This is a genomic window from Vibrio sp. L85, from assembly GCF_963871815.1.
GTDB lineage: Bacteria > Pseudomonadota > Gammaproteobacteria > Enterobacterales > Vibrionaceae > Vibrio > Vibrio harveyi.
Map to the genome: position 1 here is coordinate 134,714 of NZ_CAWMYL010000011.1, position 18,969 is coordinate 153,682.

19 protein-coding genes and 2 tRNA genes are annotated in these 18,969 nt (G+C 43.4%); 8 read left to right on the forward strand and 13 right to left on the reverse strand.

Features of this window, described 5'->3' with window-relative positions:
* The first annotated feature begins 157 nt into the window (after positions 1 to 157).
* On the forward strand, positions 158 to 517 hold the full coding sequence (locus tag AACR11_RS01825; protein WP_029791025.1) for a hypothetical protein: 360 nt from the start codon (positions 158 to 160) through the stop codon (positions 515 to 517).
* A gap of 121 nt (positions 518 to 638) precedes the next feature.
* On the opposite strand, the gene AACR11_RS01830 is transcribed toward AACR11_RS01825, so the two are convergent.
* Positions 639 to 1,352 (reverse strand): hypothetical protein, encoded by a 714-nt coding sequence (locus tag AACR11_RS01830; protein WP_029791027.1) that lies wholly within the window; start codon positions 1,350 to 1,352, stop codon positions 639 to 641.
* A gap of 615 nt (positions 1,353 to 1,967) precedes the next feature.
* Here AACR11_RS01830 and AACR11_RS01835 point away from each other — a divergent pair.
* Positions 1,968 to 2,765 (forward strand): DoxX family protein, encoded by a 798-nt coding sequence (locus AACR11_RS01835; RefSeq protein WP_029791028.1) that lies wholly within the window; start codon positions 1,968 to 1,970, stop codon positions 2,763 to 2,765.
* Positions 2,766 to 2,870: 105 nt separating this feature from the next.
* On the opposite strand, the gene AACR11_RS01840 is transcribed toward AACR11_RS01835, so the two are convergent.
* Positions 2,871 to 4,505, reverse strand: coding sequence for an ABC transporter substrate-binding protein (locus AACR11_RS01840; RefSeq protein WP_029791029.1), 1,635 nt, complete (start codon positions 4,503 to 4,505; stop codon positions 2,871 to 2,873).
* A 367-nt stretch (positions 4,506 to 4,872) separates the two neighbouring features.
* On the opposite strand from AACR11_RS01840, the gene AACR11_RS01845 reads away from it, so the two are divergent.
* Entirely contained in the window at positions 4,873 to 5,982 is a 1,110-nt protein-coding gene (locus tag AACR11_RS01845) for an L-dopachrome tautomerase-related protein (protein ID WP_005445459.1), read from the forward strand.
* A gap of 112 nt (positions 5,983 to 6,094) precedes the next feature.
* Complete coding sequence (locus AACR11_RS01850; protein ID WP_017818051.1) at positions 6,095 to 6,460, forward strand: cupin domain-containing protein; 366 nt, start codon at positions 6,095 to 6,097, stop codon at positions 6,458 to 6,460.
* A 125-nt stretch (positions 6,461 to 6,585) separates the two neighbouring features.
* Here the strand turns inward: AACR11_RS01850 and AACR11_RS01855 are convergent, their stop codons facing one another.
* The gene (locus AACR11_RS01855; RefSeq protein WP_005445461.1) at positions 6,586 to 7,014 is read right to left on the reverse strand and encodes a nucleotide triphosphate diphosphatase NUDT15; all 429 of its coding nucleotides are present in this window, start codon (positions 7,012 to 7,014) and stop codon (positions 6,586 to 6,588) included.
* A 95-nt stretch (positions 7,015 to 7,109) separates the two neighbouring features.
* A complete protein-coding gene (locus AACR11_RS01860; RefSeq protein WP_017190266.1) occupies positions 7,110 to 7,490 on the reverse strand; it encodes a hypothetical protein in 381 nt (126 codons plus the stop codon).
* Between the two features lie 302 nt (positions 7,491 to 7,792).
* Here AACR11_RS01860 and AACR11_RS01865 point away from each other — a divergent pair, with 302 nt between their 5' ends.
* Together AACR11_RS01865 and AACR11_RS01870 are read left to right on the forward strand one after the other, a co-directional pair.
* Entirely contained in the window at positions 7,793 to 8,125 is a 333-nt protein-coding gene (locus AACR11_RS01865) for a YceK/YidQ family lipoprotein (protein ID WP_005445462.1), read from the forward strand.
* Between the two features lie 107 nt (positions 8,126 to 8,232).
* Positions 8,233 to 8,955 (forward strand): peptidase, encoded by a 723-nt coding sequence (locus AACR11_RS01870; RefSeq protein ID WP_029791032.1) that lies wholly within the window; start codon positions 8,233 to 8,235, stop codon positions 8,953 to 8,955.
* A 110-nt stretch (positions 8,956 to 9,065) separates the two neighbouring features.
* On the opposite strand, the gene AACR11_RS01875 is transcribed toward AACR11_RS01870, so the two are convergent.
* The 9 genes from AACR11_RS01875 to hppD all read right to left on the reverse strand — a co-directional run bounded on the left by AACR11_RS01875 (position 9,066) and on the right by hppD (position 16,028).
* Positions 9,066 to 9,536, reverse strand: a complete 471-nt coding sequence (locus tag AACR11_RS01875) for a hypothetical protein (protein ID WP_029791034.1) — start codon at positions 9,534 to 9,536, stop codon at positions 9,066 to 9,068.
* An 829-nt stretch (positions 9,537 to 10,365) separates the two neighbouring features.
* A tRNA-Val gene (locus AACR11_RS01880) sits at positions 10,366 to 10,442 on the reverse strand.
* 46 nt (positions 10,443 to 10,488) lie between these two features.
* Positions 10,489 to 10,565 (reverse strand) — tRNA-Val (locus AACR11_RS01885).
* Between the two features lie 179 nt (positions 10,566 to 10,744).
* Entirely contained in the window at positions 10,745 to 11,083 is a 339-nt protein-coding gene (locus AACR11_RS01890; RefSeq protein ID WP_009697431.1) for a hypothetical protein, read from the reverse strand.
* Positions 11,084 to 11,236: 153 nt separating this feature from the next.
* Complete coding sequence (locus tag AACR11_RS01895) at positions 11,237 to 11,899, reverse strand: DUF2726 domain-containing protein (RefSeq protein ID WP_009701558.1); 663 nt, start codon at positions 11,897 to 11,899, stop codon at positions 11,237 to 11,239.
* A 196-nt stretch (positions 11,900 to 12,095) separates the two neighbouring features.
* Positions 12,096 to 12,764, reverse strand: coding sequence for a maleylacetoacetate isomerase (gene maiA, locus AACR11_RS01900; protein ID WP_029791036.1), 669 nt, complete (start codon positions 12,762 to 12,764; stop codon positions 12,096 to 12,098).
* A gap of 20 nt (positions 12,765 to 12,784) precedes the next feature.
* Positions 12,785 to 13,822: a fumarylacetoacetate hydrolase family protein gene (locus tag AACR11_RS01905; protein ID WP_029791037.1), complete on the reverse strand. Its 1,038-nt coding sequence runs from the start codon at positions 13,820 to 13,822 to the stop codon at positions 12,785 to 12,787.
* A gap of 9 nt (positions 13,823 to 13,831) precedes the next feature.
* On the reverse strand, positions 13,832 to 14,962 hold the full coding sequence (locus tag AACR11_RS01910; protein WP_029791039.1) for a homogentisate 1,2-dioxygenase: 1,131 nt from the start codon (positions 14,960 to 14,962) through the stop codon (positions 13,832 to 13,834).
* Positions 14,955 to 16,028, reverse strand: a complete 1,074-nt coding sequence (gene hppD, locus AACR11_RS01915) for a 4-hydroxyphenylpyruvate dioxygenase (protein WP_005445472.1) — start codon at positions 16,026 to 16,028, stop codon at positions 14,955 to 14,957. The genes AACR11_RS01910 and hppD overlap by 8 nt, the downstream gene beginning before the upstream one ends.
* A gap of 388 nt (positions 16,029 to 16,416) precedes the next feature.
* Between hppD and AACR11_RS01920 the strand changes: the two genes are divergently transcribed.
* Positions 16,417 to 16,881 (forward strand): TetR family transcriptional regulator, encoded by a 465-nt coding sequence (locus AACR11_RS01920; RefSeq protein WP_017190275.1) that lies wholly within the window; start codon positions 16,417 to 16,419, stop codon positions 16,879 to 16,881.
* Positions 16,882 to 17,562: 681 nt separating this feature from the next.
* Entirely contained in the window at positions 17,563 to 18,669 is a 1,107-nt protein-coding gene (locus AACR11_RS01925) for a M20/M25/M40 family metallo-hydrolase (RefSeq protein ID WP_029791042.1), read from the forward strand.
* Positions 18,670 to 18,969: the final 300 nt, after the last annotated feature.

The following is an 18,969-nucleotide window of genomic DNA, read 5'->3' on the forward strand; positions in this document are numbered from 1 at the left end:
GTGAAATTTAGTTCAATAAAAATAAATAAAGCAAAATCCAATCAGTGTTATATCTATGGTAAATAAAACATAGAGAATGGCTTATTGACACAAATGTAACAATATGTTTCCATAAAAACATCAAGTTCAACTTTTCATCAAAAGGTGCCTGATAGCCATGGAAAAACTAAGTAAAGAAGAGCTTAATGCGATTGCAACAAGAATGTTGCAAGACCTTATTATGTGTCGGATGCTTGATTTCCCCGAGCAAGGAAAAACAGCAAAAGAAATATCATTACTTACGAGAATCGATATATTCTCTGCATTTAGCATTCTCAACAAGCTAATCGATTGTGGTTTGATAGAAGAAAATAAATATCGGGATGACATTTATTATCGAGCGATCAATATTCCCGAATATTTTCACGTAAGTGTGCATCCCAATATTATTCTTGATTATGCAACAAGAAAAACAGAGCACATAAAGTTCTCTGGCACTTCAAAGCGATTATACAAAAAGCACTATATTTCTAACTGATACGAAGGCTAATCGTTATCCTAGCCACAACAAAAATGAAGGCTTACCGTGGCAAGCCTTCATCTTGATGATATTTAAAAGAATATTGATTTAATAGACGTGGTATCGAAGGGACTAACGGCTAGGAGCCATGTTTGTTAATGTAAACGTCCGGCATCAAACAAGACGTGATGTCTGAGTTTTCGTACTCTACACTGTTCATTAGCTTTCCGCCTTGTAGATCAACGTTCTTCACTCCCATTTGTTTAAGGTCGTTAAGTGAGTAGTACCAACCTTCTGTGAGCTTGTTTTTTTGGCAACTTCTGTCTCTTATCTGACCATAAACCGTGATATAAGGGTCGACATTGATGTAATTAAAGTACGCCTTTTCTTTGACCCTCAGATGGTTGAGGTAACCTTCATATTGATTCCAATAACCGTTTGGAATGGTTTGTTTCCACAGTTCATCAGATTGTAACGCACCACCGTGCCACCCTATCAAAGCATCCTTTTTAATGGTAATACTATTGGCAGCCGTTAAGACATAGTTTGCGCATGCTGAAAAACATAGACGGCTGACTTCCACATCAAGATTATTTTCTTTTACAAAGTACCCAAACTCGATACCGGTATCAATCTCGCCTCCAGGACTGGTAATTCTGAGCTTTTTAATCTTCTTATCGCTAGATTTTACTAACCGAATTGCTTTTAAAACGTCACCGCCAGAAATGACACCATCATAAACCAAAGTATCATCAACAATGATGACTTTACTCGCGGTTGGAACCATCAATTGTTGTGATGCACAGCCTGACAATATTACTGACAAACCAACAAGAATATACTGACGCTTCATAAACTGTTCTCGTTTTATATTACGATTAAGCCGCAGAAAAACAGCAAAAAGAGACACTTTACATCTTTTTTGCTTAGTCTTTTCATGAGGAAATAAAGACACGAGAAGACAATTCGTTATATCTTCTCCAATTGATTCATAAAAGCACAGTTTGATCTCACAAGATAATAGATATCAGATAGTTATGCGATCAGGTTCAAACATTAATTGCAGGGAAATATATTTACCTCATTGACACATAAGACATAAATATAGTTAAGCACAGAATCTAATTGAATATATGAATGACATATGCTCAAGTGACTTCAAGATGCAGGGTTCAGAGCATTGTCATTGATTCCCTGTTTACCGAAATTAAGTAATAAAAGTCATTTTTTATCAATAGTCGACAACGTGTTGAATTGAAGGATACTTATTAACATCGGCTTCACGTTCTGCCTCTCCTCTCTTCCACCTTAATTACTCGCTGTCTTGCAGCTGTCACTCGCTTTGTCTGTGTATTGTTCATCTCAGCCAAAGAATGATTTCACTTATTCCCTAATTATCAGAGAGTTAATAAGGCGTATTTTATTGTTCAGACACTCACTACAAATTCATAAACCTGATGAGGACAGGATGACTGCTCTTACTGGTCACGAGATGGAGAAACTATCAATGAACAATAAAAACAACACGTGGGTCGGGTTACAAATAACGTCTTTAGCGTCACTGGCAGCGATCGTGTTTAAACTCAATACCTACAATGATGTGTGGCTAACCACATCCCTTCTATTCTTTGGCGTATTGACACCTATCCTTGTTTTCGCCCTGAGAAATCGCAACAGATTGTCATTTTTGATGACCATTGCTCCAACCATAGTCATCATTCGTATCGGTGATCAAAATGACATTTCATTGGTTGGGTGGTTAACCGCCTTATCGTTGATCCCGTTGCTTGTTCAGTTCATCGGCATTGCGAAAGAGATATACAAAGAGAGCCCAAACGAATTTGCCCTTACCTGTATACGTCTATTTCTCGGATTGAACTTCTTAACCCACGGAACGGAAAAGTTGTTTGCAGGAACCCAGATACACAATGGCATGCGAGGTTACTTTGGGCAGGTTGCTGGCTTTGATGCGGTCGGTCCTTGGTTCACTGACTTAATGATCTACGTAGGTGGTATAACGGAAATTTCAGTGGCGCTATTGATTGGCTGGGGATTGTTTACACGCATCGGCGTTTTATGGGCAATTGCGTATTTAATTGCGGCGGAGCTCTTCTCGGGTCACTTCTTCACAGGATATACGTGGGCACTGCCGGGTGGTGGATGGGAGTTTCCTTTCTTCTGGGCAATGGCATTATACCCATTCTTGTTCCTGCATAATCAAGGGGCGTTATCTCTAGATAGCATGCTTCGTCGAGTTCGCGCTTAAGCTGGTTTTCTCAGCTTAGCCACCCTTGCCGATTTCCCCCGTCCAAAAAAGAGAGTTTGAGTTTCGCAAATCTCACGAAACTCAAACTCTTATCTAGCAATAAGCTTATTTCGCTTTGATGTACAGATCTTTGGTGTAGATCTTATCCTCAGCGTTGCCTTTCGGATAACCACCGAGAAGTGGAGAAACCAAACGAGTCGTCACGTACTGATAGATAGGCGCTAATGGCATGTCTTTCGCCATCTGAGTTTCTGCCGCGTAGTAAAGCTTGGTTCGCTCTTCTTCTGAGGTCGAGTTCAACGCTTTTTCTATGATGTCATCGTACGCTTTGCTCTTATAGTGAACTCCGCCATTGACGTTAGAGCCGATCATCAAAGTCAGGAAGGTTGATGCTTCGTTGTAATCCCCACACCACGCGGCGCGCGTAACATCAAAGTTCCCTTCATCACGACTGGCTAAATAAGATTTCCACTCTTGGTTTTCTAAGTGAACTGTCACGCCCAGTGTTTTCTTCCACATTGATGAAATGGCAACGGCGAGTTTCTTGTGGTTTTCTGATGTGTTGTACAGCAGATTAATATCTAGAGGATGTTGTTTGTCATAGCCCGCCTCTTTAAGCAGTGCTTTTGCTTTTTCATTACGCTGCTTTTGAGTGAGTTTGCCGTATTCAGGCAACTGAGGGGAAAATCCGGCCGTGATTTCTGGCGTCAGGAAGTACGCAGGCTTTTGTCCCTGCCCGAGGATGGCTTTGGTAATAATGTCTCGGTCAATCGCATAAGACAGCGCTTTACGTACTCGAACATCATCAAACGGTGCACGTTGAGTATTGAACTGATAGTAGTAGCTACATAGATTGCCTTTTATCGACAAGTCCTCAGGGTACTCTTTTTGAAGTCGACGGAAGTGTTCGTTTGGCACTTCGTTGGTCATTTGAATCTCACCTGACAAGAAGCGGTTCATTTCTGACACCTGATCTTCAATAGGCAGATAAGTCACTTTGTTAATGACGGTGTGTACATCATCCCAATACTTTGGATTTCGCTTAAGCACGAGACGCTCGTTGACCACCCATCGGTCTGGCACATATGCACCATTCCCCACAAAGTGTTCCGGCTTGGTCCACTTATCTCCCCACTTCTCTACCGTTGCTTTATGGACTGGCATCATGGTGGTATGAGCGAGCATCTTAACAAAGTATGGTACTTCAGCATCGAGCTCGACCTTAAGGGTATAGTCATCAAGCGCTTGGACACCTAACTGACTGATGTCTTTCTTGCCTTCTATGATGTCTTGCGCGTTTTTCATTTTGGTCGAAGAAAGATACCAAGCGTAAGGTGACGCAGTTTTTGGGTCTACGACTCGACGGAAGCTATAAACAAAATCTTGCGCTGTAACCGGGTCACCATTAGACCATTCTGCGTTGTGGCGTAAATGAAAAACGAAGGTGCGATTGTCCGTTGTTTCCCAAGACTCCGCGACGCCAGGGATGGTGTTACCATCGGCATCTTGCGTTACTAAGCCTTCCAGTAAATCGCGAATCACATTAGATTCTGGAACGCCCTCGGACTTTTGTGGATCAATAGTTGCGACTTCGGTGCCATTACCTCGAACAAACTCCTGCTTTTTAGCTAGCTTTACTCCGTCTGGCACGTTCGCGGCGAACGCAGGTTGAGTAACGGCATAGCCGATGATACTGGTACTGATAAGGAGTGTAATTTTAGTATTGTTATTAATGAACATGGTTGTGCCTGCTTGTTTGCTGTGAAACTTTTTATTAACAACCACTATTCACTACAATATCCCTCTTCAAAAGATAATAATTATTCACAAAATCAGACGCTCTACATCACTTCATCACCACAACTTATCTCTTGCTAATTAGATTCAATAAAATAGTCACGTTGGAGCTTTGAGCTTTGAGCTTTGAGCTTTGAGCTTTGCACTCACGGATTATCAAAAATTATTAGAAAATAAATCAAATATAGAACTGTTTTTTATGGACTATTCCGAGGCTAGGATTTCAATACGCACTGAATGAGATACTCAACATCTCATTCGAGTCGCCAAAATCCATACATCAAACTGTTCATTTCAAAATGGAAATAAAATGAAAAAGCATCTTTTAACTACCAGCCTCTTCACTGCTGTTGCCGCAATTTCAGCGGTGGCATCCCATTTAACTTACGCTGCGGAAATCGGTTCTCTAGAAGCCGTGACACAATTTAACGATTACCGCGGCGCAGGTGTCACCGTAACACCCGAAGGTCGCTTGATCGTAAGCATGCACCCTTTGGATAATCCCAAATATCGAGTCGTCGAAGTGATGGCGAATGGTACTAAAAGACCCTTCCCAACCATGGACTGGTCAGACGGACCAGAGGTCGGCGATGTAGGCTTAAGTGCGGTTATTGGCGTTCACTCCGACAGCAAAGGTACGGTCTGGATGCTCGATATGGGCAGCGAAACCTCACCAGCACAATTGGTCTCGTGGGACACGTCTAAAAATAAGTTGAGCAACCAAATTACAATTAACTCATCTGCACTAAGAGACAACTCGTTCCTGCAAGATTTTGCCATCGATGAAAAGCACGCGAAGATCTACATCGCTGACATGACCTTTGGCAACTTCATTGGTGCAACAAACCCCGCTATTGTCGTGGTAGATTTAAAAACGGGTCAGTCGACACGTGTATTAGAAAATGCGCCCCAACTTATGCCAGAAGACAGAGATATAGTCATCGAAGCTTCTCTATTGGCATCGAAAACAGAACAAGGTGCCACGAACCACTTACGTTTTGGGTTAAACCCAATCGCTATTGATAACAATAACGAATGGCTCTACTTTGGCGCATTTACTGGCACAAAAATCTATCGAGTTCCGACTTCAGCCCTAGAAAATGCAAAAAACACAGATAGTAAGCTGCAGAATAAAATCGAAGTATATGGACCAAAAAGACCCAGCGATGGCATTGCGTATGCGCCAGGGGGTGGCATTTTAGCGACCGATCTCGAACATAGTGGTGTTGGTTTGGTAACCAAAGGCAAATATCAGACACTTATTCAAGACAAAAAGCTATCTTGGCCGGACAGTATGGCAGTCAGCGGCGATTACATTTATGTCACCCAAGACCAGCTTCATCAGCACCCAGCATTCAGTCAAGGTCTCGGTAATGCAAAGGCGCCTTACACCCTGTATCGCTTCAAATATCAACCTTAACGGTCATCTATTACGTGTGAACAATGTTTCTCTTTACATACGGTCAGTAGCGACATAACGTCGAAGGAGATAAAAAGCGTTTCAATCCCAAAAATTCAAGGAGTTATCATCAATGAAGAAGATCAACATTAATGAGAAATTTGGGCTTTTTTCAGAGCAGTGGACACCCAAAATATTAGCTGAGTCGAACGGTCAGCTAGTTAAAATCGCAAAAGGCTCTGGCGAATTAGTTTGGCATAAACATGACAACGAAGATGAACTATTTATCGTCTTTAAGGGTGAACTGACGCTGAAATTACCAGAGCAAGAAGTGGTACTAAAGCCGGGTGAAATGTTTGTTGTACCGAAAGGTGTCGAGCACTGCCCTGTCGCCGAGCCAGACACTCACTTCATGATGATTGAGCCATCCACAACGGCGCATACTGGTGAGCTGAAAAGTGATATTACCGTATCGGCTGAAGAACAAGAGTGGATATAGCGCGATAAAATTAACCACTAGTCATTATATCCCTGCACTTTGAGGTTACTTAGGGATTAGTATCAAAGCTGGTCTAGAGCTCAAAACTAAACCAGCTTTTACCAAAGGGGCAACGCTACGGCTCTCTATTCAGCGCTAGCTTGGAAAAGCACATCTAGTTCGGTTTGTGCTTTTAGCAAATTCTCTAAAGGCAAAAACAGAGGCTCCGGAAGCTTGTCTAAGTCAAACCATTTCCATTGCTTACACTTCTCCGGTTCAGCGACCTGAGGCTCTCCAACCTCACATGAAGCAGCAACAAACAAAGTGACATAGTGCTTACCCTCTTTCTCGAAAACATCATTCGTGAAGCTCAACTTCTTAAAAGACCCAACAACTAAGCCGGTTTCTTCGAGTGTTTCGCGCTTAGCACAATCTTCAATAGATTCACCCCATTCAAGGTGTCCTCCGGGTGTAGCCCAAGTATGAGCCCCGTGTGAGCCAATACGTTCACCAAGTAGCACTCGTCCTTCACGCACAATCACTGCCGCGACACCTACTCTTACTGCTTTATCCAATCTAATCCCCTTTTTAATTACTGCATAACGCCGCAATACTTTGCTATGTATTTAATACCGATAGAAAAGCATCCTGCTACAACGAGTAATGTTGCCTAAGCGCCTGCCATAACGCTGTTTTGTATCAATGCAAAACCAAAAATCAACAGTCCAAATGCTTGGCAACCTGCCCTAATGCGTATGTAGATTTCTTCGTTATCTCGCTTATCGAAATGGTCGATGATTTCTACCAAACAGTAAATACAGCCAAGTATAAAGGCAGCAAAAGCGATGTATATGGCATCACCGTGTAGCGTTACCTCTGTACGCCTTCCTAAAAACACATATAACTCGCCGGAATAGATGCCATAAGCGCCATACACCACCAGAAAGACGCCGACTACTAAGTTGAGGACTAACTTATGTTTAGGGAACGAGTTAGGAACATGTTTTTCTCCCGCTTTTCTATTTTTCTGTATGAAAAAATCAGTAAACATAGTTATTCCTAAATTAAGTTGGAACGTAAGTGGTATCGCGACGTCAATCGTTGATTAAATTGCCACATTACACATTTCTAGGGAGGTCTGTGGAGAACGATGACAATCTAAGAGCGAAACCTTTCATTTCCCTCTCTCTTAAACGCCACTATGTACCTAAACACTCTAAATCTTGTTGCGTAGCGCATATTATTGAACACAAAAAAGAATATCTACTCGCAATTCATTCTTTTGGGCTATAGATTCAATTTCAACGTTTATGTTTATAAAATATTTAAATAAAAATGAAAATGAAAATGAAAATGAAAAACAATAACTTTAAGAAACTACGAACTGCATTACTTCTTACGCTTACCACTTCAATGATGGGTTGTTCTTCTTTGGATACTCACCTTGTGGGAGGGTATGGAGCGCCGTTTTCAGGAACAACACTGGCAGTCGCGTCCCAACCTTGCGCTTTTAGAAACGACTCGGTGGTCGACTATGTCTTTTACCCTTTGACTTTCATCGACATCCCGCTCTCTTTAGCAGCAGATGTCGTCTTTCTTCCGGTTGATTTAGCAATGGTGTTTACGCCAACGACGGACTATCGATTTGCATTAACACAAGGCTGTGGCACACATAGCATGATCTAAAGTTTGTTGTTAACTCGACAGCTAGCATTTTTATAAAAGCCCTACACATAAGGAACCAGACGCAGATAAACATGTCTATTAATGCGGTTCATTAATCAGGTAAATTTATGTGTGTTAAGTTAACAAAAATGGTTCTCCCTTTTCTATTGCTGCCGGGAGCGCCCGTTTACAGCGCAGAAACAACCAACGTTACACTTGTGGGTGACTCGATTCACTACACCGGTACATTAACCTCCGAAGCAAACGACGCTGTTGTGGAAATCTATGCTGATGCGGCAGTAAAACCAACCACTCTTGTGATCTCAAGTGACGGCGGTGATGTGGAGCTGGGAATGGCCTTAGGTGAATGGGTTTTTGCAAATAAAATAGATATTGAAGTCAACGACTATTGCCTTTCCTCTTGTGCAAACTATGTATTTACCGCAGGCAAAAACAAATATATATCAAACAAAGCAATTATCGGTTTTCACGGAGGCTTAAGCAGTCAGGAGTTTGATACCTCAGATATTGAGGCTTCATTTAAGGGCTTACCCAAAAGACAAAGGGAAGAAGAAATTCAAAAAGTCTTACATGAAATGCAAACGTATATTGGCAAAACTAAGGAAAAAGAAGATTCGTTCTTCAAAAAAATCAAAGTAAAACAAGAAATAACAACCCTTGGTCAATCTCCCCGCTACGATAGTTTTTCCGATTCGGATTACTCCGGTTGGACCTATAACCCAAACGATTATTCGAAACTTGGAGTGAAAAACGTTTTTGTTAAACAGCCACCTTGGGAACTCGAACAACTCAAAAAATTTGGAAAAGTTTTTATAGTCGAAGTCGAATAAACTTCTCGCTAAAGCCCTGAAAAATAGCACCGGGAAAACCCGAGAATAAGAGATATCTAGGCTTGATAGTGCATTCAATCAAGCCTAGCTGCGAGATACGCTTCAAACCTCTATTGCCAGGTAGAAATAATCTGTCTCAGCTTACGTTCTTGTCTTAGTGCTTCAAACCAAAAACCACCACAAGTCAACGCGATTCCAAACAAAAACATACCGAGTGGTATGAGCAAAGGTAAGCTAAAAGTATCAACACTCAGAAGAATGTAAATACCGGCACCTCCGGTAACGGCAAGCCAGAACAGCATAAAACCCATCACAAACAAGTTTAACCGCATGGAGACGCTCACCCGAGTACCATCTTTATTCGCCTCTACCTTTCCCTTCATGACAGGTAAAAATGAATTTCTGTAACGAATGTTTCCCACAAGATCGAAGCCCGTTTCGTCTACCTTTCCACAAAATGCTGAAGAGGAACTAGGCTTGAAAAAAGCTCGTTCTGATGTGTTTTCTTGTATTCGCTTTAAAACTTCAGGTGCAGACAAGAACGTATCGATTTGAAACCTATTATAGGGAATTAACTTCATAATGATCTCTATATTGAACATATACCCAAGTGACTTCAAGATGCTGGATTCAGAGCGTTGTCATTGATTCGAGTGCAAGGAAAACAACGAAGCGGAATAGCACGCTCTTTCCAAGTTGTTTGACGTAGCAATCGGGTCAATGACACGCTCCGGCCCTCTTTGCAAATAGTAAGGGCCTTTGTTTGTATACTTTGTTGCCGATTCTTGATTTAGACCCACTAAGCCTTCAAATCGCCGCCGCGTCTACAAACCAAGTCATTCTCGCTGACCCAAGCATCTCGAGGTTACTTGGGTATATCATTCAAAACTACTCAAAAATGCCACACGTTGCGAATCAACATTAAAAAACTGTATCCATTCAAACTTGAGAAATAACGGTTTACTACCCTTATAACATTGAAATAATTGATAATTTCCAGATTTATTATTGAATATTCCAATTACCGCAAAATAAGCTTGAGCGATTGTGGAGGTAAACCGTTCACCTCCGCTTGACCTTTACCTTGGGTGAAGCCCTAGCCTTTCTTTATCAGGTAATGAGAAAGGGGATTTCTTATGGGCATGTGTCATCACAACGGTTCAGACGTTTCTGAAACCAAGCCAATTTGGCGAATACTACTCATCCTAAGTTCAATCGTTCTATTGCTCGTTTTGTTGTTTGGATAAAAGGCGGGATGGCATGTGAAAGTTGCGTACGTCAGGACACTCGATGAATCACGTACCTGAACATCGAATAGCGGAGAGCTGTGCCTTAGAGGGAAATTAGCGCGATTTGACAAATTTCAGGTAAAGAAAAGCCCACCTAAAAAGGTGGGCGCTTCTTTAAATTTGGTGGGTCCGGGCGAACTCGAATCGCCGACCCCTACCATGTCAAGGTAGTACTCTAACCAACTGAGCTACGGACCCAAATTTTATGTTCGGCATACTTTGGTTTTAGTATGGCTTTAAGGAGTGGTGGGTCCGGGCGAACTCGAATCGCCGACCCCTACCATGTCAAGGTAGTACTCTAACCAACTGAGCTACGGACCCATTCCTTAAGAACGAGAAGGATATTAGCTATATCCCATTGGGGGTGCAAGCATAAATTCACTAACTTTGAATCGTTTGGCGAAAATCTAAACTCAACACCCGTTTTCAGATGATTTTATCGTCAAGGCTCGACCTGAACGGTGTTAAAAGTGTGATCTACTTAACTTTTGTTGTTTGACCTAATTGTCGTAAGGCACTTCACTGAGCATCCAAATTTGCAAAACTTGCGATACGTTTGGACAATCACCAAACAAAATTTGGTATTTAGGCTCAAATGGTTCACCAATAAACGTCGTACGTATCAACTTGCCCGTTTTGAGATCCACTTGAGTACTGACTCGCCCTTTGAAATTTTGAAAAATCGCAAACTGCTCACTGTGGTAAACCATCTGTTCACGATAAAACAAGAAGTGATCCTGAGGTGTATCTGTTAATTGGCATTCAAGTGGTTTGAGTGACTGCTGTGCATGGCTACTGAACGTGAGCAGTAGTGCTGAAAGAATCCATCCATATCGCATAACGCTTCCCTATTCTTCTTTCTTTATCAAAGTATAGGAGCTACCAGAATGGATGCTGCGAAGTGCTCTTCTTTGTTCAACGGTAAAACAAAAAAGGCTTCAACTAATCCAGTTGAAGCCTCTCTCTATTTCACTATCTAGGGAACAAAATGCTTATTCGTCTTCGGTATCAAACACCACATTGTAGTTTTCTGTGTAGGTACAGTTTGGTTGGCGACTACAAGTAAAGAAGCGTCGACCTTTAAACTCGCCTTGGCTCGCGGTTCTGATGATCATCGGACTGCCACACTTTTTGCAAAAGCGGATTTCTTTGTCCGGCTCAATCAGATCAATGTGTGCTGCCAATAAACGACGTAAACGCCCCACTTGGTAACTGTGTTTTACCGATGCACCAATCAAAGGAAGGTTCGCCGATTTACACACGTGCATCAGCAGTTTTTGGCGCTCGACTTTGCCTTTATGCAATTGCTGACCATTATCAAGCTCAATAATTACACGAGGTTCAAGCGTTCTAGGATCGCAGATAACGTAATCAAAGTAGCTACGTGAAATTCGGTTACTGGCAATGAAGAACTGCTTCTTATTTTTGACTTCTTTTGGTGCAATCAGCGTTGCCATGTTTACTTTGGCAAACACCACTGCGTGATCACCAACCGCCGCTCTCAAGGCATTAAAAAACGCCCCTTCCTGCCCTTTTAATAGTGGACCTTTCGAACGGTATGGGAAGTCTCGCGTGTCATCGTTTTTGATCACGTACTTTTGAATGATAAAGAAGAAAACAACAAGAAGAACAACAATGATAAAGATGTTGGTCATAGATAAAGTGCGCCCAAAACAACTAGTTGCTCAAAGCCTAAATGGAAATTCTAACCAGAGCAACAAAACCGGTAAATTTTGCGGAGTGATAATAACAGCCGCAAAGCTTTTGAGCACGATTTACGTTAATCAAACAAGAACAAAAACGGGCTCCGTCAAGAGCCCGTTTGTTATTCGTTAAAATATAGAGAAAGTACTAGCTGTTTGTGTCGGGTTGGTTTTCTGGCATGGCATCAATAAACGCTGGCAGTTGATTACATGCTTCTACAATCGAGCTAATTACCGGATAAGGAGTCATATCCACCCCAAAACGTAATGCATTGTACACTTGAGGCACTAAGCAAATATCAACAACAGAGGGAGAGTCAGTCACACTGTAGATACAGTTTCCATGTTGTTGTCGATGCTGGCTTAGCTTCTCTTCTAATGCCATAAAGCCTTGGTTAACCCAATGATGAATCCACTCAACTTTCGTCTCTTGATCACACGACAGCTGCCCTTCTAGGTACTGCAACACGCGCAAGTTATTGAGTGGGTGGATCTCCATCGCGATATCCTGAGCCATAGCCAAAGCTTGGTAACGAAGTGGCGATGGTTCTGGAACCACTCGAACTTGCGGATATTGCTCATCAAGGTACTGAATGATGGCAAGAGATTGGTTGAGTTGGATATCACCATCCACCAGCACTGGCACAAGCTCAGAGGCGTTTAACTCATGGTACTCCGCGCTATGCTGCTCGCCGCCATTACGAACCAAGTGGACCGATTTAGACTCGTAACTCAAGGCTTTTAAGTTTAAACAAATGCGAACTCGATAAGCCGCAGAAGACCGCCAATAGCCATAGAGGGTGATGTTATCGCTCATACTTCCCTTACCTCTCACTCTCAGTGTTTTAGGTATTGGCTGACTTGCTGATCAATCGCACCAAAGATCGAGTTGCCATCTGCGTCAAACATCTCTAGCTTGATTGAGTCACCAAACGACATAAAGCTCGTCGACGGTTTGCCATCACGAATGGTTTCAATCATGCGCACTTCTGCAATACATGAGTAGCCTACGCCACCCTCTTCGATAGAGGTGCCGTGCTCCGTGCCTTGTTTGTTCGATACTGTACCCGAGCCAATGATTGCACCTGCAGAAAGTGGACGTGTTTTGCTGGCATGGACAATCAAGTCAGCGAAATCAAACGTCATATCTATGCCTGCATTCGGGCAACCAAATGGGGCATTGTTGTAGGTTGAAACAAGCGGCAGGTGCACTTTGTTCTCATACCATGCTTCACCCAGCTCATCTGGCGTTACTGCAACAGGAGAAAACGCTGAAGACGGTTTTGATTGGAAGAAGCCAAAACCTTTTGCCAGCTCTGCCGGAATCATACCACGCAACGATACATCGTTAACTAGCATGATAAGACGAATTGAATCTTGTGCTTCTGCAATGCTTGCTCCCATCGGCACGTCACCGGTGATCACGGCAACTTCACCTTCGAAGTCAATGCCCCACTCGTCGCTGGCAAATTCGATCTTGTCGCAAGGACCAATAAATGCGTCAGAACCACCTTGATACATCAAAGGATCGGTCCAAAAGCTTTCTGGCATTTCCGCACCACGCGCTTTACGCACTAATTCGACGTGATTGACGTAAGCACTGCCATCCGCCCATTGATAGGCGCGAGGCAATGGTGACTCTAGATAGTGGGATTCAAACTCTTCACTTCCTGAAACCGAACCATTGTTTAGCGCGTTATAAAGCTCTTCCAGTTGTGGAGCGACTTTATCCCAGTTATCCAATGCCACTTGCATGGTTGGCGCGAGATGCATCGCGTGGAAAATTTCAGTTGCCGGAACACATTGTGTCAGGTCTTTGCTCACGACCATCAACAGACCATCGCGAGTGCCATTTTTCTTGGTTGCTAATTTCATCCTTGCCCCTTACTTCTCTTGCCAGCTATAGACGTATTCTTTGTTTTCAACCTTATCGAGCTCATCAGAGAACTCGAGCGCATGGCGTGTATCAATCATCACTGCCACTTCATCGGTAAACTTCTTCTTATATTCCTGACCCGCTTTGAACGCTTTCGGATGAGGGCCATGAGTAAAGCCTGCCGGATGGAAAGTCACCATACCTGCTTCTATGTTGTCACGGCTGAAGAAATCCCCTGCGTGGTAGAACAAGACTTCGTCATAATCGTCATTGTTATGATAGAACGGCACCTTCAGTGCGCCTGGGTCACTCTCGATTGGACGTGGCACAAACGTACACACCACAAATCCAGCACCAACAAATGTCGTGTGGGCAGAAGGTGGTAAGTGATAGCGATGCGACATCAAAGGTCGAATATCACGCCAGTTCACTTTCACCACTGCCAAGTCACCGTGCCAACCAATCGCATCAAGCGGGTTGAATGGGTAAGTAATCACACTGACTTTGTCATGGCGCTTCACATGAACTTGGGTTTGCTCTTCTGAGTATTGCGCGCGGAATTCGTCATTAATTGACGGCGTTTCCAGAACTGCCGGGTCAAATACAGCATGATTACCCACCATGCCTTTTTCTGGCAAAGAATAAGCGGCATCGGTGTTTTCAATCATCAGAACAAACATTGGCTCACTTGGTTCTAATCGCCAACTGGTTGAGCGTGGAATCATTACGTAATCACCTTCGCTCACTTTGAGGTGACCATAGTCGCAATAAAGATCTGCCGTGCCTTGATGGATGAACAACAGCTCATCGCCATCGGCGTTACGCACCAAGAAGTCCATCTTCTCATCCATACGCCATACACGGATCTTACAGTTGGCGTTGTGTAGAAGATGCGGCACTGCCCAAGGCGAAATCTGACTCGCCGTTTCGACTAGGTTGAAATCGAAAGCTCGCGGGCGTAAATCGCCTTCCCACTCCGACCAACCTGTCGGTGCGTGTTGATGATGAAAGTGTGCCGCAGGACCGAAGAACCCACTTCGACCTGCTTCACGTTCGTAAATTGCCTCTTCCGGGAAATCAGCATGTGCTTGCTTGGAGCACACTCCCTCCCGATGAGGGAATGTGATCCATTTATGCATCGCTTAGTACTCCTCGGCGGATTTGGTCTTCTTCAATTGATTCAAACAAGGCTTTGAAGTTACCTTCGCCAAAGCCCTCGTTGCCTTTACGCTGGATGATTTCAAAGAACACTGGACCAATAACGGTCTGGGTGAAGATTTGCAGCAAGATGCCGTCTTTGGTTGGCGCGCCATCAATAAGAACTTGTAGATCGCGCAGTTTGCTGACGTCTTCCCCGTGTCCTTTTACGCGCTCGTCGACTTTCTCGTAGTACGTATCTGGTGTTGGCATAAAGTCCATTCCGCGATCACGCAGTGTTTGAACGGTTTGGTAGATGTCATCGGTGGTCATCGCGATGTGCTGAATACCTTCACCGTTGTATTCACGGATGAACTCTTCAATCTGGGATTTGTCGTCAGAAGACTCATTGATTGGAATGCGGATCTTGCCACACGGAGCAGTCATTGCGCGGCTAACAAGCCCTGTCAACTTACCTTCAATGTCAAAGTAACGAATCTCGCGGAAGTTACCAATGCGCTCGTAGAATCCAGACCACACATCCATGTTGCCTTGCTTCACGTTATGAGTCAGATGGTCGATTTCGTACATACCAACATCAGCTTTCGCTAGGCGCTCATCTGCATCGTCATAGAAACGGAAGTCGACATCGTAAATGCTCTGTTTACCGTAACGATCCACGAAGTACAGAAGGCTTTCACCAATGCCGTAAATTGCTGGAATGCTCAGCTCCATCGGACCGATTTCTGTTTTGTACTCTTCACCGCCGTTATCCAGCGCCTGCTTGAGTGCTACGTTCGCGTCTTTCACACGAAAAGCCATGCCACAAACTGAAGGGCCATGAACTTTAGCGAAGCCTTCTGCCTGGCTGTGCGGCTGAGCATTAACGATAAAGCTGATGTCACCTTGTCGGTACAGCCAAGCCTCTTTAGAACGGTGTTTTGCGATCTCTGCAAAACCCAACGAAACAAACAGCGCTTTCAGTTGTTCAATACCTTCGCTATCCGCCGCTGTGTATTCCACAAATTCGAATCCATCCGTGCCTAATGGGTTGTAGGTGTCCACCATGACTTTCTCCTTATGTCATTGTTGTGTTTGAACATGCGTTCTCGTTCGATATTTCTAACTTGGCGCAGGAGGAGAAAAATTGGAATACACGAATGGAAATCTGACTTTACGCAGTTTTAGCTATTGATTGTAAAATTTATGTTACAGTAAATTTAAACATCGCAAACGTTTACGGCAACCATAAGGAAAGCATGTTATATCAATGCATTATCATATCTCTCATCAATTTACACACTCCATCCAAATGTAAATAGTTTGTTACCATAGCTAAATTTATGGGCAGTAACGCGCATTTATCACGCAAACAACGTCAATATTAGTTTGTTTATATGGAATGGTAGACGATAAGTGTTAGTATGATTTTTTAATCACAATACTGGCAATAGTTATGGCACGCCGAACACACGAAGATACCCAGATCACCATCAACACCATTCTCGATGTGGCAACAGAGCAGTTGATCACGCTTGGTTACGAGAAAATGTCTTACACAACGTTGAGTGAACAAACAGGTATATCGAGGACGGGGATAAGCCACCACTTTGCAAAGAAAGCCGACATCCCGCGCGCCCTGCAAGGTAGACTACTTAAGATGATGATGGATAAACTCGACCTCTCTAACAACGAAGTCACTTTTATCCAAAGTTGGAAAACTCGCTTAGAAGACGCCGAGTTCATGGCGATTTGGCGTTTGGCATTCTTGATGACAGTTTGTGAACATCACACACCTTATCTCTGTGACTTCCAAAGTCAGGTAGAAGCGGTTACCTCTTTTAAGCTAAGCAAAGACAGTCAACGCACTATTGAATGGCTGATCGGATTAACCCTATTGACTCTTCACAGTGACAAATAGAAAAGAACCATCAAAAAAGCCGAGCACCCTGCCCGGCTTTCTTGTTTTTGTTTTTTAGTTATCAAGAATAATCCGTTAATAGAATTCTAATTAAAGCGACCGAACCCTTTGCAGAGTTCGGTCTATCCAGAAAGGCAGTGCGAGAGGACATGAATAAACAGAGATTGTATTAATCCACATTTGTGATATTGCTTCAATAAATAGACGGTAAATTACAATCCACTCTACAGATATATTGGTAACTTTTCATCAGTTACAAAAATAGCTCGACTCTGTACATAAATGCAGCGTTAATTCTGTTGAATCATAGACTTTCCATCTCTCACTAAATTCGTCAAAAGCTCATACGATACCCAAGTAACCTCGAAATGCTTGGTTCAGCGAGAATGACTTGGTTTGTAGACGCGGCGGCGATTTGAAGGCTTAGTGGGTCTAAACATTGATTGACTAAGTAAACTCGCTTTTAACTCGCTTTCGCATATTTCTACATTCATTGTGTACTTTCGTGACCGCCGCATCAGATCCGGTAATTAGCAGGTCAGAATAATGTCAGGCAGAGGCGTTTTTTGATTCAAGACAGCTTTCACTCGGATTAGCTGTGTAATAAGAGGTGTTCTGTTCCCTTTCGGGCTCGCACTCTATACCGCTGCGATCTCGACCAAGAAAGAAAGAGACATCCAAATGACACAAATTAATCAAGAACGTCTAGTTGAACATTTCTGCCAACTGGTTCGCATCGACAGCGAATCTATGAATGAAAAACAAATTGCAGAAACTCTGGCTGAGCAACTGGGCGAACTAGGCTTTACGGTTCACAAACTACCAGTACCAGAACACATTTCTAACGGCTTCAACGTGTACGCACGTCTAGAAGGCAAGAAAGAAGGCTCTATCCTAATGAGCTGCCACATGGATACAGTAACGCCAGGTATCGGCATTGAGCCGATCATCGAAGATGGCATTATTCGCTCTAAAGGCAATACGATCCTTGGTGGTGATGACAAATCAGGCATCGCAGCGATCATGGAAGCGGTTCGCTGCATCCAAGCTGAAAACCTAGAGCACAAAACGCTAGAGCTTGCTTTCACTGTGCATGAAGAAGGCGGTTTGTTCGGCTCTGAGTACTTCGACATGACGCACGTAACGTCTAACGAAGCGATCGTACTGGATACAGGCGGTCCTATCGGCACCATCGTGACTGCGGCACCTGGTCAGCAAAAAATCGTTGCGACAATCAAAGGCCGCCCTGCACACGCGGGTCTAGCACCTGAAGAAGGCATCAGCGCAATCATGGTAGCGGCAGATGCAATCAACCAGATGAAACTGCTTCGTATCGACGAAGAAACCACAGCAAACATCGGTATGGTAAACGGCGGTCAAGCGACAAACATCGTGATGCCAGAACTGAAGATCGTTGCTGAAGCACGCTCTCTAAACGGTGAGAAGCTAGAAGCGCAAGTGAACCACATGATCTCTACCTTTGAGTCAGTATGTGAAAAACACGGCGCAGGAGTTGAAATCGAATCAAGCCGCGCGTACGACGCTTTTGTTATCGAAGAAGACAATGCTCACGTATCAGCAATCAAAGCGGCATTCGCTGACATGGGCATCAATGCATTCACAAAAGGCACTGGTGGCGGTAGCGACGCAAACAACTTCAACAAGAAGGGTCTAACAACGGTAAACCTTTCTACTGGTATGGCAAAAGTACACACCACTGAAGAATTCATTGCCGTTGACGACATGGTGAAAATCACGGAATTCGTTAAGCACTTCCTAGTGAAATAATCTAGACAATAAAGCGCAACTTACGCTGAATTTGAAACGCTAATGCTGATCCCCTTCTTGCTTCGAGCATGAAGGGGATTTTTCGTTTCTATCCGCTTTATTCTCTTCACTCTCTCTTTGCCCTGCCTTCTTGGCAGATAATCTGACTGTGCCAAGTCGGTATAAATTCATGGATTGAAATTCTATTGGCTCACTTTTTGAGACCAAAAAGCTCAGCTTTCAACACCCTGTTACAGGTATGTTAAAACTCGATTGTCTGAACAATTTATACAATATACATTCAACTCACCTTCAAGGATG

Bases quoted from the DNA above. Each gene is read 5' to 3' on its own strand.
- AACR11_RS01825 (WP_029791025.1), top strand. From the start codon at position 158: ATGGAAAAACTAAGTAAAGAAGAGCTTAATGCGATTGCAACAAGAATG.
- AACR11_RS01830 (WP_029791027.1), bottom strand. From the start codon at position 1,352: ATGAAGCGTCAGTATATTCTTGTTGGTTTGTCAGTAATATTGTCAGGC.
- AACR11_RS01835 (WP_029791028.1), top strand. From the start codon at position 1,968: ATGACTGCTCTTACTGGTCACGAGATGGAGAAACTATCAATGAACAAT.
- AACR11_RS01840 (WP_029791029.1), bottom strand. From the start codon at position 4,505: ATGTTCATTAATAACAATACTAAAATTACACTCCTTATCAGTACCAGT.
- AACR11_RS01845 (WP_005445459.1), top strand. From the start codon at position 4,873: ATGAAAAAGCATCTTTTAACTACCAGCCTCTTCACTGCTGTTGCCGCA.
- AACR11_RS01850 (WP_017818051.1), top strand. From the start codon at position 6,095: ATGAAGAAGATCAACATTAATGAGAAATTTGGGCTTTTTTCAGAGCAG.
- AACR11_RS01860 (WP_017190266.1), bottom strand. From the start codon at position 7,490: ATGTTTACTGATTTTTTCATACAGAAAAATAGAAAAGCGGGAGAAAAA.
- AACR11_RS01865 (WP_005445462.1), top strand. From the start codon at position 7,793: ATGAAAAACAATAACTTTAAGAAACTACGAACTGCATTACTTCTTACG.
- AACR11_RS01870 (WP_029791032.1), top strand. From the start codon at position 8,233: ATGTGTGTTAAGTTAACAAAAATGGTTCTCCCTTTTCTATTGCTGCCG.
- AACR11_RS01875 (WP_029791034.1), bottom strand. From the start codon at position 9,536: ATGAAGTTAATTCCCTATAATAGGTTTCAAATCGATACGTTCTTGTCT.
- AACR11_RS01890 (WP_009697431.1), bottom strand. From the start codon at position 11,083: ATGCGATATGGATGGATTCTTTCAGCACTACTGCTCACGTTCAGTAGC.
- AACR11_RS01895 (WP_009701558.1), bottom strand. From the start codon at position 11,899: ATGACCAACATCTTTATCATTGTTGTTCTTCTTGTTGTTTTCTTCTTT.
- maiA (WP_029791036.1), bottom strand. From the start codon at position 12,764: ATGAGCGATAACATCACCCTCTATGGCTATTGGCGGTCTTCTGCGGCT.
- AACR11_RS01905 (WP_029791037.1), bottom strand. From the start codon at position 13,822: ATGAAATTAGCAACCAAGAAAAATGGCACTCGCGATGGTCTGTTGATG.
- AACR11_RS01910 (WP_029791039.1), bottom strand. From the start codon at position 14,962: ATGCATAAATGGATCACATTCCCTCATCGGGAGGGAGTGTGCTCCAAG.
- hppD (WP_005445472.1), bottom strand. From the start codon at position 16,028: ATGGTGGACACCTACAACCCATTAGGCACGGATGGATTCGAATTTGTG.
- AACR11_RS01920 (WP_017190275.1), top strand. From the start codon at position 16,417: ATGGCACGCCGAACACACGAAGATACCCAGATCACCATCAACACCATT.
- AACR11_RS01925 (WP_029791042.1), top strand. From the start codon at position 17,563: ATGACACAAATTAATCAAGAACGTCTAGTTGAACATTTCTGCCAACTG.